Raw genomic sequence first — 15,544 nt, forward strand, 5'->3', positions numbered from 1 at the left:
GTTAGCCCCGGCGGTAGCTCATGGTCATGGAGACCGAATCGGCGTAGCGCAGAGCCAGAAGTTTATCTATCTCCACTTCAGCATAGGTTACCCAGGCGTGTTCTTTTACGATGTCGAGCACATCCTGCGTTAATTTTTCCAGCAACGCGAAACGGTTATCTTCCACATGGCGGATGATCGCTTTGGTGATGGTGCGGTAGTTGAGCGCGTCGGCGATGTCTTCGCTGTTGCGCGCCTTGTCCGCCGGGTAGTGGATCACCACGTTGATCAGAACGTCCTGCCGGTTGTTGATTTCCTCTTCCTTGATACCGATGAACGTGCGCAGCCGCAGATTTTTAATGCGAATAACGGCGTCGGGTTGACTGAAAGACATCAGAGATTCTCCATAGGTCTGATTATTAGCGTTCAGAATACACGGAAAGTAAGGAAATGATAACGTGAGGACGATGTGACTCCCCGGCCGACGGGGAGTCGGAGGAGGCGATTAGGCTTGTTCGGCCAGTTTGTAGGCGCGCTCGGTCGCCGGGCGGTTGCTGATGCGCTCGAACCAGTTGCGCACCGCCGGGTAATCTGCCAGATCGATGCGCTGGCGCGGATGCGACACCACCCACGGGTAGGTGGCGATATCGGCGATGCTGTAGTTATCGCCGCCCAGGTACGGGTGTTTTTGCAGTTCAGCGTCCAGCACGCCGTACAGCCGTTTGGTTTCCAGATGGTAACGCTCGATGGCGTAAGGCACCGGCTGCGGCGCGTAGTGGTTAAAGTGGTGATTCTGCCCGAGCATCGGCCCGAACCCGGCCACCTGCCAGAACAGCCACTGCAGGGTGGCGGCGCGTTCGCGCAGGCCCTTGCTCAGCAGCTTGCCGGTCTTCTCCGCCAGATACAGCAGGATTTCCCCGGACTCGAACAGGCTGATTGGCGCGCCGCCGTCCACCGGTTGCTGATCGACAATCGCCGGGATTTTGTTGTTGGGAGAAATGCTCAGAAAGTCCGGTTTGAACTGCTCGCCGGCGCTGATGTTTACGCGATGGATACGGTAGGGCAAGCCGACCTCTTCCAGAAACAAGGTGATCTTGTGACCATTGGGAGTAGGCGCGTAATACAGGTCAATCATGTTGCCTCCTGCGGTAAGGTGATCTGTAATTCATTACACGTTGCTGCGGTCTTCGCCGCGCACAAAGGTATATCAGAGATCCAACAATAGCAGCTAAGGATAGCAGGCTATGTGGGATTCGTCCGATGCTATCTGCGCAGTTGGATCACAATTCTCCACCGGAGCGGGCGGCGGTTTGCCGCACGGCGCCGGCGCGGTAAAATGGCGCTTATTTCCCTCTATAGGACAAGGTTATGAAGCTGATGTTCGCCTCGGATATCCATGGATCGCTGCCGGCTACCGAACGCGTGCTGGAATTGTTCGCACAACAGGGCGCCGACTGGCTGATTCTTCTGGGCGATTTGCTGAATCACGGCCCGCGCAACGCGCTGCCGGCCGGGTATCAGCCCGCTCAGGTTGCCGAACGATTGAATCGCTATAGCGACAAGATCATCGCCGTTCGCGGCAATTGCGACAGCGAGGTCGATCAGATGCTGCTGACGTTCCCTATCGAGGCGCCCTGGCAACAGGTTGTACTGCAAAAAAGACGATTGTTTTTGACCCACGGTCACCTTTATCATCCCTCGGCACTGCCGCCGTTATCCCGCGGTGACGTCCTGGCCTACGGCCATACGCATCTGCCGCAGGCGGAGCGGCAGGGTGAGATCTATTACTTCAATCCGGGCTCGGTCAGCATCCCGAAAGGGGGTTTTCCGGCCAGCTACGGCATGTTGGATCGGGGCACTTTGCGCGTGCTGGCGCTCGACGACGGCAAGGTCGTCGCGGAGGTGGCGTTAACACGCTAAACGCACTAATTTATACACACACAATAAAAATCTTTGAAAAACACTCATTGATTAACCAGCGCGCGGGATGCATCGCGCCAAAATAGAAGGTTTTAGAGGATGGCGGAACAGGGTCAGGCTGCAGATACCGAATGGGTTGATATCGTCGACGAGCAAAACGAGGTGATTGCGCAATCCAGTCGTCAACAGATGCGGGCGGAGCGGCTGCGTCATCGTGCTACCTATATTGTGGTGCATGATGGGATGGGAAAAATTCTGGTGCAGCGTCGCACCGAGAACAAGGACTTCTACCCGGGCTGGCTGGACGCGACGGCGGGTGGCGTAGTGCAAAGCGGTGAAAACGTGCTGGACTCGGCGCGCCGCGAGGCGGAAGAGGAGCTGGGCATCGCCGGCGTTCCTTTCGCCGAACACGGTCTGTTCTACTTCGAAGAAGAGCAGTGCCGGGTGTGGGGCGCGCTGTTCAGCTGCGTGTCCCACGGCCCGTTCGCGCTGCAGGAAGAAGAAGTGGCCGAGGTGTGCTGGCTGACGCCGGAAGAGATCACCGCGCGCTGCGACGAATTTACCCCGGATTCGCTGAAGGCGCTGTCGCTGTGGCTGACGCGCAACAACGAGCAGGATTACGGTAAGCCGCTCGACAACCACTGAGACGCCAACGCGTGAGAAAGCCGGTCATCGACCGGCTTTTTTTATGGCGCGGATTCAGCAGCTGTCGCGGCGGCACAGCGTGGCGGGCAGGGAACCTGCCGGCTGCCAGGGTTGCTCGTTCAGCCGCGCCAGCAGCGCCTGGCCGGCCTGAATACCGATATCGCGATGCGGAATGGTCATGGTGGTCAGCGGCGGCTGGCACACCCGGCTGAACTCGCTGTTGCCGAATCCCACCACCGCCAGATTGTCCGGCACCTTGATGCGCCGCCGCTGGCATTCATACAGCGCGCCGCCCGCCAGTTCGTCCGAGGCGCACACCAGCGCGTCCAGCTCCGGCCAGGCCAGCAAGAATTCCGGCAGCTGCTGCGCGCCGGTGCTGAAGCTGGCGGGCTGCGCGGCGTTGATCACCCGATGCGGCGACATATGGTTGCGCAGCAGCGCCTTGTGCCAGCCCTGCAGGTGCTGCTGGAAAATCCACTGTTCCTGATTGGCGCACAGCAGCCCGATGTTCTGATAGCCGCTGGCGATCACCGTTTGCGTCAGCTGATACATGGCCGCCACGTAATCGATGCCGATACTCATGTCGATCGGATCGGCGCGCACGGCGCCGATCTCCACCACCGGAATGTTGGCGGCGATCAACGCGTTGCGGGCATTTTGCGAATGCTCGACGCTGAGCAGCACCGCCGCCGCCAGGTTGTAAGAGAGCAGGGTCTCCAGCAGTTTCTCCTCGCGTTCCAGGTGGTGCTGCGACTCCGCCAGCATGATGTGATAGCCGGCGGGCTGCAGCACTTTCTGCAGCCCGGCGAACATCTCGGCGCAGCCGGATTCGGACAGGCTGGGCACCACCATGGCGATGGTGTAAGAGGAGGCCGACGCCAGCGAACTGGCGGCCAGGTTGGGCAGATACCCCAACTCGCTCACCGCGGCTTCAATCTTCTCGCGCAGTTTGTCTGAAACCTGCTCCGGCGTGCGCAGCGCGCGCGACACCGTCATGGTGCCGACGCCCGCCAGCTGCGCTACATCAGCCAACGTCACCCTGCCCGTGCTGCGTCGTTTTTTACCGATCGACATGCCAAATCCCGACTGAAATGCGCGCGCGGCGCATAAAAATGGTGAGGGTGGGAAGCCGACGGCGCGGCTTCGACGATCCCCGTATGCGGCACATTCTACCCCGTTACCCGAAAGAGCGAGAAAAAATTGTGGTTAACGTCATACCGCAGCACGGCGTTTTGATAGCGCTATCACAGATCTGCATGATAGCGCTTTGGTAGCGCTATCTTTGTGATATCCATCACTGTGTGGCCAGGAGGGGTTGATTAAAGTTTTACCGTCGCCGGTGAATTAATCACCGGCCGCAATCATCGACTCTCGGGAGGGTAACGTGCTGAAAGAGTGGCTGACCGCCGATCATATACAGCTGTGCGAACGGGTGGAGGACTGGCGCCAGGCGGTAACGCTGAGCGCGCAGCCGCTGCTGCAAGACGGTGTGATTACGCCGAATTACCTGACGGCCATCTTTCATCAGCAGGAGAAGCTCGGCCCTTACTTTGTCCTGGCGCCGGGCATCGCCATGCCACACGCCCGGCCGGAGGAAGGCGCCAGCGCGCTGGGGTTATCGCTGTTGAAGATCCATCAGGGGGTGAACTTTCATTCCGCGGATAACGATCCGGTTCAGGTGGTGGTGATGCTTTCCGCACCCGACGGCAACAGCCACATCGAATTGATTTCGCAACTGGCGGAATTATTTTCCGATAACCAGGCCATGGAGGCGTTATTTCACGCCAAAGATAAACGGCAAATCGAGGATATTATCGCCCGCTATTAACGTTTAATCACCAGGAACATTATTAATGCTAACAACGCCGGGAATATGACCGGCGGCGCTACCCTACACGCTAAATTCAACAGGTGGATATCATGAAAATCATGGCGATTTGCGGTTCAGGTCTCGGCAGCAGCTTTATGGTGGAAATGAACATTAAAAAGGTGCTGAAAAAGATGGGGGTGGAGGCCGAGGTTGAACACTCCGATCTGTCGTCCGCCACTCCCGGCGCGGCCGACGTGTTCGTGATGGCGAAAGACATTGCCGACAGCGCCAGCGTGCCGGCCGAGCAGCTGGTGGTGATCAGCAACATCATCGACATCAATGAGCTGGAAGCCAAGCTGCGCGCTTACTTCGAAGCCCACTCAATCCTCTGAATAAAACGATTGGCGAGGTGGATATGTTTATCCAGGAAACGCTCAAGTTTGTGGTGGATATATTAAAGGTGCCTTCGGTGCTGGTCGGGCTTATTGCGCTGATCGGTTTGCTGGCGCAAAAGAAATCCTTTTCCGACGTGGTGAAAGGCACGGTAAAAACCATTCTCGGCTTTATCGTTTTGGGCGGCGGCGCCACGGTATTGGTCGGGTCGCTCAATCCGTTGGGCGGCATGTTCGAACACGCGTTTAATATTCAGGGCATCATTCCGAACAACGAAGCGATCGTCTCTATCGCGTTGGAGAAATACGGCGCTTCCACCGCCTTGATCATGGCGTTTGGCATGGTGGCAAACATCGTGGTGGCGCGCTTCACCCGGCTGAAATACATCTTCCTCACCGGCCACCACACCTTCTACATGGCCTGCATGATCGGCATCATCCTGACGGTGGCAGGCTTCGAGGGCGTGCAGCTGGTGTTTACCGGCGCGTTGACCCTGGGGCTGGTGATGGCGTTCTTCCCGGCGATTGCCCAGCGCTATATGCGCCGCATCACCGGCAACGACGATATCGCTTTCGGCCACTTTGGCACCCTGGGCTATGTGTTGTCCGGCTGGATCGGCTCGAAGGTGGGCAAAAATTCGCGCTCAACCGAGGAGATGAACCTGCCGAAAAATCTCAGCTTCCTGCGCGACAGTTCCATTTCGATCTCGATGACCATGATCGTCATCTACCTGATCCTGGCGATCTGCGCCGGGCGGGCCTATGTGGAAAGCGAGCTCAGCGGCGGCCAGAACTACCTGGTGTATTCGATTATCCAGGCCATCACCTTCGCCGCCGGGGTGTTCATCATTCTGCAGGGCGTGCGCTTGATTCTGGCGGAGATCGTGCCGGCGTTCACCGGCTTCTCGGAAAAACTGGTGCCTAACGCGCGGCCGGCGTTGGATTGCCCGGTGGTTTATCCCTATGCCCCCAACGCGGTGCTGATCGGCTTCCTGTTCAGCTTCCTTGGCGGGTTGGCCGGGCTGTTCCTGCTGGGGCAACTGAAGATGGTGCTGATCCTGCCCGGCGTGGTGCCGCATTTCTTCACCGGCGCTACCGCCGGGGTGTTCGGCAACGCGACCGGCGGGCGGCGCGGCGCGATGCTGGGCGCCTTTGCCAATGGGCTGCTGATCACCTTCCTGCCGGTGCTGCTGCTGCCGGTGTTGGGGGCGCTGGGTTTTGCCAACACCACCTTCTCCGACGCCGACTTCGGCGCGATCGGCATCCTGCTGGGCAATATGGCGCGCTTTATGTCGAAGGAGATGATCATGCTGGCGATCGTCGCCGTGTTCGCGCTGCTGGTGGCGCATAACTTCCTGGGAAAACGCAAAGGCGCGCCGGCCGCTGACCGCGTCGAGAAATAACGAGGGCAGACTGATGAACGACACAACGAGCGAAACGGAGATTGAAGAGCTGCGTGCCCTGGCGCGCGCGATCCGCCTGGAAACGCTGAAAGCGCTGACCGGGCTGGGCTTCGGCCACTATGGCGGCTGCATGTCGGTGGTGGAGACGCTGGCGGTGCTGTACGGCGGCGTGATGCGTATCGATCCGGCGGATCCGGACTGGCCGGAGCGCGATGACTTTGTGCTGTCGAAAGGGCACGCCGGCCCGGCGTTGTACAGCACGCTGGCGATCAAGGGCTACTTCCCGCTGGCGGAGCTGAAGACCCTCAACCAGAACGGCACGCGCCTGCCGAGCCACCCGGACCGGCTGCGTACGCGCGGCGTGGACGCCACCACCGGCTCACTGGGGCAGGGCGTGTCGATCGCCGCCGGCATGGCGTTATCCCATCGGCTGGCGGGGCGGCGCAACCGGGTGTTCAGCATCCTCGGCGACGGGGAGCTGAACGAAGGACAGTGCTGGGAGGCGTTCCAGTTTATCGCCCACCACAACCTGAACAACCTGACGCTGTTCATCGATTACAACAAGCAACAGCTGGACGGCGCGCTGGACGAGGTGATCCAACCGTTCGATCTGGCCGCCAAGTTCCGCGCCTTCGGCTTTGAGGTGCAGACTGTCAAGGGCGACGACATCGCGGCGCTGCTGGCGGCGGTAGCGCCGGCGCGCGGCGGTGAACAGCGGCCGCTGGCGATCGTGCTCGACAGCATCAAGGGACAGGGCGTGACCTATCTGGAAAACCTGTCGAACTCACACCACCTGCGCCTGACGCCGGACGTGCAGCTGGAGATCGAAAAAGCCATCGCCGAACTGGAGGCCGCCCATGTTTAACGTAGTGACGAAGTTGGAAAACGACACCGTCGAAATGCGCAAAGTTTACGCCGGCGCGGTGCGGCGGCAGATTGAGGCGGGCGCGCCGATCATCGCGCTGGAGGCGGATTTGATGAGCTCGATGGCGATGGACGGCGTGCACCAGGATCACCCGCAGCACGTGATCAACTGCGGCATCATGGAGGCCAACGTGATCGGTGTCGCCGCCGGGCTGTCGCTGACCGGCCGGGTGCCGTTCGTGCACACCTTCACCGCCTTCGCCAGCCGCCGCTGTTTCGATCAGCTGTTCATGTCGCTGGATTACCAGCGCAACAACGTCAAGGTGATCGCCTCCGACGCGGGGGTGAGCGCCTGCCACAACGGCGGCACCCACATGTCGTTCGAAGACATGGGCATCGTGCGCGGGCTGGCGCATTCGGTGGTTCTGGAGGTGACCGACGCCACCATGTTCGCCGACGTTCTGCGCCAGCTGATGGATCTGCGCGGCTTCTACTGGGTGCGTACCATCCGCAAGCAGGCGACGCGCATCTACCAGGAAGGCTCGCGCTTTACCATCGGCAAGGGCAACCTGCTGCGCGACGGTGACGATATCACGCTGATCGCCAACGGCATCATGGTGGCGGAGGCGCTGAAGGCGGCGGAGATGCTGGCGCGGCAGGGCGTCAGCGCGGCGGTGATCGATATGTTCACCCTCAAGCCTATCGACCGTGAACTGATCACAACCTACGCGGCCAAGACCGGACGCATCGTCACCTGTGAAAACCACAGCATTCATAACGGGCTGGGATCGGCGGTGGCGGAGGTGTTGGCGGAGGAGTGCCCGACGCCGATGCGGCGCGTGGGGGTGAAGGAGCGTTACGGCCAGGTGGGCACTCAGGCGTTTTTACAGCAGGAGTACGGCCTAACCGCCGAACATATTCTGGAGGCCGCCGGGCAGTTGCTGGCGCGTTAGGGAACGCAAAAGAAAAGCGCCGGTCAATGACCGGCGCTTTTTTATCGCTCAACCTGAAGAATATCAGGCCTTGGCGGCGGCAGCGTCAGCCTGGGAAGACTGGATCGCCGTCAGCGCAACGGTGTAGACGATATCGTCAACCAGTGCGCCGCGCGACAGGTCGTTCACCGGCTTGCGCATGCCTTGCAGCATCGGCCCGATGGAGACCAGGTCAGCGGAACGCTGTACCGCTTTGTAGGTGGTGTTGCCGGTGTTCAGATCCGGGAAGATGAACACGGTCGCCTGGCCGGCCACCGGTGAGTTCGGCGCCTTGGATTTGGCAACGTCGGCCATGATGGCGGCGTCGTACTGCAGCGGGCCGTCGATGATCAGGTCCGGGCGTTTTTCCTGCGCCAGACGGGTCGCTTCGCGCACTTTCTCGACGTCGCTGCCCGCACCGGAGTTGCCGGTGGAGTAGGAGATCATCGCTACGCGCGGCTCGATGCCGAAGGCGGCGGCGGAATCCGCAGACTGGATGGCGATTTCAGACAGCTGCTCGGCGGTCGGATCCGGGTTGATCGCGCAGTCGCCGTAGACCAGTACCTGGTCAGGCAGCAGCATGAAGAACACGGAGGATACCAGCGAGCTGCCCGGCGCGGTTTTGATCAGCTGCAACGGCGGACGGATGGTGTTGGCGGTGGTGTGAACCGCGCCGGAGACCAGACCGTCGACTTCGCCTTGTTCCAGCATCAGGGTGCCGAGCACCACGTTGTCTTCCAGCTGCTCGCGCGCGACCACTTCGGTCATGCCCTTGCTCTTGCGCAGCTCAACCAGACGCGGCACGTAGTTTTCACGCACGGCGACCGGATCGACGATTTCGATGCCTTTGCCCAGCTCAACGCCTTGCGCCGCCGCGACGCGCTGGATCTCGTCCGGGTTGCCGAGCAGCACGCATTCCGCGATGCCGCGTTCGGCACAGATGGCCGCCGCTTTCACGGTGCGCGGCTCGTCGCCTTCCGGCAGCACGATGCGCTTGCCGGCTTTACGCGCCAGTTCGGTCAGCTCGTAACGGAACGCCGGTGGAGACAGGCGGCGTGAACGCTCGGAGGTGGCGGTCAGCGAATCGATCCACTCGGTGCTGATGTGGCTGGCCACGTAGTTCTGCACTTTCTCGATGCGCTGGTGGTCGTCCGCCGGCACTTCGAGGTTGAAGCTCTGCAGGCTCAGCGAGGTCTGCCAGGTGTTGGTGTCGACCATGAACACCGGCAGGCCGGTCTGGAAGGCGCGTTCGCACAGCTTCTTGATCGGCTCGTCGATGGCGTAGCCGCCGGTCAGCAGGATAGCGCCGATTTCCACGCCGTTCATCGCCGCCAGGCAGGCGGAGACCAGTACGTCAGGACGGTCTGCGGAGGTCACCAGCAGGGAGCCTGGGCGGAAGTGTTCCAGCATGTGCGGAATGCTGCGCGCACAGAAGGTCACGGACTTCACGCGGCGGGTCATGATGTCGCCTTCGTTGACCACGCGGGCCTTCAGGTGGCGAGCCATGTCGATGGCGCGGGTGGCGATCAGATCGAAGCTCCACGGCACGCAGCCCAGAACCGGCAGCGGGCTGTTGGCGAACAGCTGCGCAGGATCGACATGGGCGATGCTGGCCTTGGTGGAGTCGTCGAAGATTTCGGACAGGTCAGGACGGGTGCGGCCCTGATCGTCGACCGGTGCGTTCAGCTTGTTGATGATCACGCCGGTGATGTTTTTGTTCTTGCTGCCGCCGAAGCTGGTGCGCGCCAGTTCGATGCGCTCTTTCAGCTGCGCCGGGGAGTCGTTGCCCAGCGCCAGCACGAAGACGATCTCGGCGTTCAGGGTTTTGGCGATCTCGTAGTTCAGCGCGTTGGCGAACTGGTGTTTGCGGGTCGGCACCAGGCCTTCGATCAGCACCACTTCCGCGTCTTTGGTGTTCTCGTGGTAGCGCGCCACGATCTCTTCCATCAGCACGTCTTGCTGGTTGGAGCTCAGCAGGCCCTCAACGTAATCCATGCGCAGCGGTTCGGCCGCCGGGATGGTGGAGTTGCTGCGGATGATGGTGGTGGTCTGGTCGAGTGCGTTGTCGCCGGTGCGCGGTTGAGCGATAGGTTTGAACACGCTCAGACGAACGCCTTTTTGCTCCATGGAGCGGATGACACCCAGGCTGACGCTGGTCAGGCCGACGCTGGTGCCGGTGGGGATCAACATAATAGTACGTGACACAGAATAGTCCTCTTCACGATTAACATGAGGCTAAAACAACACCGTCAGCCTGGGCTGACGGTGTTTTGAGAGCATTACGCGGTCAGGCGGGATGCGTCCTGCGCGATGACCAACTCTTCGTTGGTCGGGATCACCAGCGCCAGGCGGCTGCCGTCTTTGGTGATGGCGCCGGATTTGCCGAAGCGAGCGGCCATGTTGCGGTCGTGGTCGATTTCGAAGCCCAGCAGGCCCAGTTTGTTCAGGGTCAGCTCACGCACCATGCCGGCGTTCTCGCCGATGCCGCCGGTGAAGATCACCGCGTCCAGACGGCCTTCCATCAGCGCGCTGTAGGCGCCGACGTATTTGGCCAGACGGTGGCAGAACACGTCCATGGCGCGTTTGGCGTCGGCTTTGCTGTCGTAGTTGTCTTCAACGTAACGGCAGTCGCTGGTGACTTCGGTCAGGCCCAGCAGACCGGATTCTTTGGTCAGCATCTTGTTGATCTGATCAACGCTCATGCCCAGAGAATCGTGCAGGTGGAAGATGATAGCCGGATCGATGTCACCGCTGCGGGTGCCCATTACCAGGCCTTCCAGCGGGGTCAGACCCATGGAGGTGTCAACGCACTGGCCGTTGCGCACTGCGGTGACGGAACCGCCGTTGCCCAGGTGGCAAGTGATCACGTTCACTTCTTCCACCGGCTTGTTCAGCATCTTCGCGGCTTCCTGAGTCACGTAGAAGTGGCTGGTGCCGTGTGCGCCGTAGCGGCGAACGCCGTGGTCGCGATACAGGCTGTACGGCAGGGCGTACAGGTAAGATTCTTCCGGCATGGTCTGGTGGAACGCGGTGTCGAACACGGCAACGTTCTTGTCAGCCAGGTGAGGGAAGGATTTCAGCGCTTCCGCGATGCCGATCAGGTGAGCTGGGTTGTGCAGTGGTGCAAACGGCACGGAATCTTTGATACCCTGCAGAACTTCGTCGTTGATCACGGCGGAGGCGGTGAACTTCTCGCCGCCGTGCACGATGCGGTGGCCGATGGCGGTCAGCTGCGCGGAAAGCTCTGGTTTTTGTGCCAGAATAGTATTAACAATGAAGTTCAGCGCTTCGCTGTGTGCAGCGCCGGCCCCCAGGGCAGCTTCGTGTTTGGCGCCGTCCATTTTCCACTTGATGCGAGCTTCAGGCAGGTGGAAACACTCGGCCAAACCGGAGAGGAATTCGTCGCCGTTAACGGCATCGATGATGGCGAATTTCAGAGAAGAACTGCCGCAGTTAAGAACCAGTACTAGCTTACTCGACATGGAAGTACCTACTTAAATAGTCGTGTTGTTAAAAGAAAATCGAACACACGTGGTGAATTAATCGTCAATCAGACAACAAGCGTAGCGCATAGTGCCGATGACATTTATGATTAACATCATGTGAAGTGCACAAATCACAGGATGATGGAAAAACCGATGATTTCTCTGCGGTTTAAATAATCTTGATTTTTATAGGGCTAAAAGTTGACAAAATTTACGTCATCTTCTACCGGCCACAAGGCCGGCTTAGGATACCGATAGCCCGGTGCAAACACAAAATAAATTTAAAGCTTCAAATTTTTTAGTATGGTCTCTGGCAGCACGCTTTTAGTTTCTTTACGTGACGTTGAGGTACGCAATGACGAGCAAACCGTCCGGTTCCGTAAGCTGGTTTCAGGTCTTCCAGCGCGGGCAGCATTATATGAAAACCTGGCCGTCAGACAAACGTCTGGCACCGGTCTTTCCGGAGAACCGCGTTGCGCGTGCCACCCGTTTCGCTATTCGTTTCATGCCGCCGTTGGCGATTTTCACGCTGACCTGGCAGATCGCGCTCGGCGGCCAGCTCGGCCCGGCGATCGCCACCGCGCTGTTCGCTTGCAGCCTGCCGATGCAGGGCTTGTGGTGGCTGGGGCGCCGTTCGGTCACGCCGCTGCCGCCGACGCTGCTGCAATGGTTCCATGAGGTGCGCAACAAGCTGACGGAAGCCGGGCAGGCGGTGGCGCCGCTCGAAGGCACGCCGACCTATCAGACGTTGGCTGATTTGCTCAAGCGTGCCTTCAAGCAGCTGGACAAAACCTTCCTCGACGATCTGTAAATGAAAAAAGGCCGCGCTGTGCGGCCTTTTTCGTCTAAGCGGCAATAACCCCGGTTTAAATCAAAGAACGGTCGAGTTGTGATTTCCTGCGTTCTTGCGCTGTGCGATGCTCCCGCCATCACACAGAAATGAGGAAATCCTGATGGAAATGACCAACGCCCAGCGGCTGATCCTGTCGAATCAGTACAAGATGATGACCCTGCTCGATCCGGACAACGGCGATCGTTATCGCCGGTTGCAAACCATCGTCGAACGCGGCTTCGGTTTGCAAATGCGCGAGCTGGATCGCGACTTCGGCGAACTGAGCGAAGAGGTGTGCCGCACCATCATCAACGTGATGGAGATGCATCATGCGCTGCAGGTTTCCTGGGGCAACCTGAAAGAGAAGCAGGATCTGGACGAGCGCCGCCTGGCGTTTCTCGGTTTCGATGCCGCGACCGAGGCGCGCTACCTGAGTTACGTGCGTTTCCTGGTCAGCACCGAGGGGCGCTATACTCACTTTGATTCCGGCAGCCACGGTTTTAACGCCCAAACCAAAATGTGGGAAAAATATCAGCGTATGCTGGCGATTTGGCAGGCCTGCCCGCGCCAGTATCACTTGAGCGCCGTTGAGATAGCGCAAATCATCAATGCTTGATTAAGAAGAGGTTTTCTGTGGAGTGTAAGGGTTTTCTGTTCGATCTTGATGGCACCCTGGTGGATTCGCTGCCGGCGGTAGAGCGCGCCTGGACGCACTGGGCCGAGCGCCGCGGCGTCGACCCGCAAGCGGTGCTGGACTTCATTCACGGTAAACAGGCCATTACTTCTCTGCGCCACTTTATGCCGGGCGAAAGCGAAGCGGAAATTCAGCGTGAATTCCAATTGCTGGAGCAGGTGGAAGCGCAGGATACCGACGGCGTTCGCGCGCTGCCGGGCGCCATTGCATTGCTGGAGCGCCTGAACGCGCTCGGCATCCCTTGGGCGATCGTCACCTCCGGTTCGGTGCCGGTGGCGGGCGCTCGCCGCCAGGCCGGCGGCTTGCCGCAGCCGGCGGTGTTTATCACCGCCGAGCAGGTTAAACATGGCAAGCCGCAGCCCGACGCCTATCTGCTGGGCGCCGAGCGTCTGGGCCTGGCGCCGCACGAGTGCGTGGTGGTCGAAGACGCACCGGCCGGCATTCTCTCCGGCCTGGCGGCGGGTTGCCAGGTGATTGCGGTCAACGCCCCGGCCGATGCGCCGAAGCTGGAGCAGGTCGACCTGCGGCTGGATTCGCTGGCGCAGATCGCCGTCGATAAAACGGCGCAGGGCGCGATCGTTCGCCGGCTGGCCTGAGTGGCATTATCTTCACCCTAATTGATTAGACCCCGCCTCGGCGGGGTTTTTTTATGCTATTTTTTAGGCCTTTGGACATTTGCCGGATGAGGCCGTTTTGAACAGCGAATTACTGTGGGTGCTGAGTTTACTGCTGATTGCCATCGTGCTGTTTACCACCAACAAGCTGCGTATGGACGTGGTGGCGCTGTTGGTGATCATCGCTTTCGTGCTGAGCGGCACGCTCAGCCTGCAGGAGGCGACGGTCGGTTTCAGCGATCCCAACGTGATTTTGATCGCCGCGCTGTTCGTTATCGGCGAAGGGCTGGTGCGCACTGGCGTGGCTTATCAGGTGGGCGACTGGCTGGTCAAAGTCGCCGGCAGCAGCGAAACCAAAATGTTGATGCTGCTGATGGTGACGGTCGCCGGGCTGGGGGCATTTATGAGCTCGACCGGCGTGGTGGCGATTTTTATCCCAGTGGTGCTCAGCGTGACGGCGAGAATGAAGATCGCGCCGGGGCGGCTGATGATGCCGCTCAGTTTCGCCGGGCTTATCAGCGGCATGATGACGCTGGTGGCCACGCCGCCCAACATGGTGGTCAACAGCGAACTGGTGCGCGAAGGCATCCATGGTTTCGGTTTCTTCAGCGTGACGCCGATCGGCCTGGCGGTGCTGGCGCTGGGTGTCGGCTACATGCTGATCGCCCGCCGTTGGCTGGGCAGCAGTGACACGGGTAAAGCCGGCGACGACTGGCAGCGCCGCTCCTTCCGTGACCTTATCCGCGATTATAAGCTGACCGGCCGTGCGCGGCGGCTGGCTGTCCGCAGCGCTTCGCCGCTGATCGGGCGTTCGCTGGACGAGCTGCACCTGCGTGCGCGCTATGGCGCCAACGTGGTGGGCATCGAGCGCTGGAAACGCTTCCGGCGGGTGATGGTCAGCGCCTCCGGCAGCACCGAGCTGCGCGAGGGCGACGTCCTCTTGATCGACATGTCGGACAGCCAGGTCGATCTGCGCGAATTCTGCGGCGAACAGCGGCTGGAGCCGATGGTGCTGCGCGGTGATTACTTCTCTGAACAGTCGCGCAACGTCGGCATGGCGGAGGTCTCGCTGATCCCGGACTCGGCGCTGCTGGGTAAAAGCCTGCGCGAAGCGGCGTTCCGCAGCCGCTACGATCTGAACGTGGTGGGTATCCGCCGTCACGGCGAGACGCTGGGCGGCAAATTGGTGGACGAGCCGCTGGAACTGGGCGACATCTTGCTGGTGATCGGCGACTGGAAGGCGATCCGTCAGCTGCAGGCCAAAACCCACGACTTTATCGTGCTCAATCTGCCGGCCGAGGTGGACGAAGTGGCACCGGCCATCACGCAGGCGCCGCACGCGCTGTTTTGTCTGGCGCTGATGGTGGCGATGATGCTGACCGACGAAATCCCCAACCCAATCGCGGCGCTGATCGCCTGTTTGCTGATGGGCAAGTTCCGCTGCATCGACATGGAGAGCGCCTATAAATCGATCCATTGGCCGAGCATTATTTTGATCGTCGGCATGATGCCGTTCGCGCAGGCGCTGCAAAAGACCGGCGGGGTCGATCTGATCGTCAGCGGGCTGATGGACGTCGCCGGTGGCGCGGGGCCGCGCGTGATGCTGCTGTGCCTGTTCGTCTTGTGCGCCACCATCGGCCTGTTTATTTCCAATACCGCGACGGCGGTGCTGATGGCGCCGATCGCCATTGCCGCCGCGCGCGAAATGGGCGTCTCGCCATACCCGTTCGCGATGATTATCGCCGTCGCCGCGTCCGCCGCCTTTATGACGCCGGTCTCTTCACCGGTCAATACGCTGGTGCTGGGGCCGGGCAATTACAAGTTCGGCGATTTCGTGCGGCTCGGCGTGCCGTTCACCCTGTTGGTGATGGCGGTCAGCGTGATTGTGGTGCCGTGGCTCTACGGTTTTTAACGGCGCAGCGAGGCTGCGCCGGC

General features: G+C 60.3%; 16 protein-coding genes. 11 read left to right on the top strand and 5 right to left on the bottom strand.

The window, feature by feature from the left end; genetic code table 11:
• Position 1 precedes the first annotated feature (1 nt).
• Together folX and yfcG are read right to left on the bottom strand one after the other, a co-directional pair.
• Complete coding sequence (gene folX, locus ACJ8QF_RS09910) at positions 2-373, bottom strand: dihydroneopterin triphosphate 2'-epimerase (protein ID WP_004936094.1); 372 nt, start codon at positions 371-373, stop codon at positions 2-4.
• 111 nt (positions 374-484) lie between these two features.
• Complete coding sequence (gene yfcG / locus ACJ8QF_RS09915; protein ID WP_004936091.1) at positions 485-1,114, bottom strand: GSH-dependent disulfide bond oxidoreductase; 630 nt, start codon at positions 1,112-1,114, stop codon at positions 485-487.
• A 233-nt stretch (positions 1,115-1,347) separates the two neighbouring features.
• On the opposite strand from yfcG, the gene yfcE reads away from it, so the two are divergent.
• Both yfcE and yfcD read left to right on the top strand, forming a co-directional pair.
• Positions 1,348-1,899, top strand: a complete 552-nt coding sequence (gene yfcE / locus ACJ8QF_RS09920) for a phosphodiesterase (protein WP_442537490.1) — start codon at positions 1,348-1,350, stop codon at positions 1,897-1,899.
• A 99-nt stretch (positions 1,900-1,998) separates the two neighbouring features.
• Entirely contained in the window at positions 1,999-2,544 is a 546-nt protein-coding gene (yfcD, locus tag ACJ8QF_RS09925) for an NUDIX hydrolase YfcD (RefSeq protein ID WP_442537491.1), read from the top strand.
• Positions 2,545-2,598: 54 nt separating this feature from the next.
• Here yfcD and ACJ8QF_RS09930 read toward each other — a convergent pair whose 3' ends face one another.
• The gene (locus ACJ8QF_RS09930) at positions 2,599-3,618 is read right to left on the bottom strand and encodes a LacI family DNA-binding transcriptional regulator (protein ID WP_004936083.1); all 1,020 of its coding nucleotides are present in this window, start codon (positions 3,616-3,618) and stop codon (positions 2,599-2,601) included.
• Positions 3,619-3,928: 310 nt separating this feature from the next.
• Here ACJ8QF_RS09930 and ACJ8QF_RS09935 point away from each other — a divergent pair, with 310 nt between their 5' ends.
• The 5 genes from ACJ8QF_RS09935 (at position 3,929) to ACJ8QF_RS09955 (ending at position 7,966) form a co-directional block, all read left to right on the top strand.
• Positions 3,929-4,372 carry a PTS sugar transporter subunit IIA gene (locus ACJ8QF_RS09935; protein WP_021505562.1) on the top strand — a complete coding sequence of 148 codons (444 nt, stop codon included), beginning with the start codon at positions 3,929-3,931 and terminating at the stop codon, positions 4,370-4,372.
• Positions 4,373-4,464: 92 nt separating this feature from the next.
• A complete protein-coding gene (locus tag ACJ8QF_RS09940) occupies positions 4,465-4,746 on the top strand; it encodes a PTS sugar transporter subunit IIB (RefSeq protein WP_015378585.1) in 282 nt (93 codons plus the stop codon).
• Between the two features lie 23 nt (positions 4,747-4,769).
• Complete coding sequence (locus ACJ8QF_RS09945; protein ID WP_004936074.1) at positions 4,770-6,149, top strand: PTS ascorbate transporter subunit IIC; 1,380 nt, start codon at positions 4,770-4,772, stop codon at positions 6,147-6,149.
• 13 nt (positions 6,150-6,162) lie between these two features.
• Positions 6,163-7,014, top strand: a complete 852-nt coding sequence (locus tag ACJ8QF_RS09950) for a transketolase (protein WP_004936071.1) — start codon at positions 6,163-6,165, stop codon at positions 7,012-7,014.
• Positions 7,007-7,966 carry a transketolase family protein gene (locus tag ACJ8QF_RS09955; protein WP_280631360.1) on the top strand — a complete coding sequence of 320 codons (960 nt, stop codon included), beginning with the start codon at positions 7,007-7,009 and terminating at the stop codon, positions 7,964-7,966. Before ACJ8QF_RS09950 ends, ACJ8QF_RS09955 begins: the two co-directional genes overlap by 8 nt.
• Positions 7,967-8,029: 63 nt before the next feature.
• Here ACJ8QF_RS09955 and pta read toward each other — a convergent pair whose 3' ends face one another.
• Both pta and ackA read right to left on the bottom strand, forming a co-directional pair.
• Positions 8,030-10,189 (bottom strand): phosphate acetyltransferase, encoded by a 2,160-nt coding sequence (gene pta / locus ACJ8QF_RS09960; protein WP_004936066.1) that lies wholly within the window; start codon positions 10,187-10,189, stop codon positions 8,030-8,032.
• Positions 10,190-10,263: 74 nt separating this feature from the next.
• Positions 10,264-11,466 (bottom strand): acetate kinase, encoded by a 1,203-nt coding sequence (gene ackA / locus ACJ8QF_RS09965; RefSeq protein WP_004936063.1) that lies wholly within the window; start codon positions 11,464-11,466, stop codon positions 10,264-10,266.
• 358 nt (positions 11,467-11,824) lie between these two features.
• On the opposite strand from ackA, the gene yfbV reads away from it, so the two are divergent.
• The 4 genes from yfbV to ACJ8QF_RS09985 all read left to right on the top strand — a co-directional run bounded on the left by yfbV (position 11,825) and on the right by ACJ8QF_RS09985 (position 15,521).
• Complete coding sequence (yfbV, locus tag ACJ8QF_RS09970) at positions 11,825-12,280, top strand: terminus macrodomain insulation protein YfbV (RefSeq protein WP_004936061.1); 456 nt, start codon at positions 11,825-11,827, stop codon at positions 12,278-12,280.
• Positions 12,281-12,422: 142 nt separating this feature from the next.
• Positions 12,423-12,917: a YfbU family protein gene (locus tag ACJ8QF_RS09975; RefSeq protein ID WP_004936059.1), complete on the top strand. Its 495-nt coding sequence runs from the start codon at positions 12,423-12,425 to the stop codon at positions 12,915-12,917.
• A 17-nt stretch (positions 12,918-12,934) separates the two neighbouring features.
• Positions 12,935-13,591, top strand: coding sequence for a sugar phosphatase (locus ACJ8QF_RS09980; RefSeq protein ID WP_004936056.1), 657 nt, complete (start codon positions 12,935-12,937; stop codon positions 13,589-13,591).
• Between the two features lie 79 nt (positions 13,592-13,670).
• Positions 13,671-15,521: an SLC13 family permease gene (locus tag ACJ8QF_RS09985; RefSeq protein ID WP_071591449.1), complete on the top strand. Its 1,851-nt coding sequence runs from the start codon at positions 13,671-13,673 to the stop codon at positions 15,519-15,521.
• Positions 15,522-15,544: the final 23 nt, after the last annotated feature.

Origin of the sequence: Serratia sp. CY81684 (assembly GCF_052166595.1) — a bacterium.
Classification (GTDB): domain Bacteria; phylum Pseudomonadota; class Gammaproteobacteria; order Enterobacterales; family Enterobacteriaceae; genus Serratia; species Serratia nematodiphila.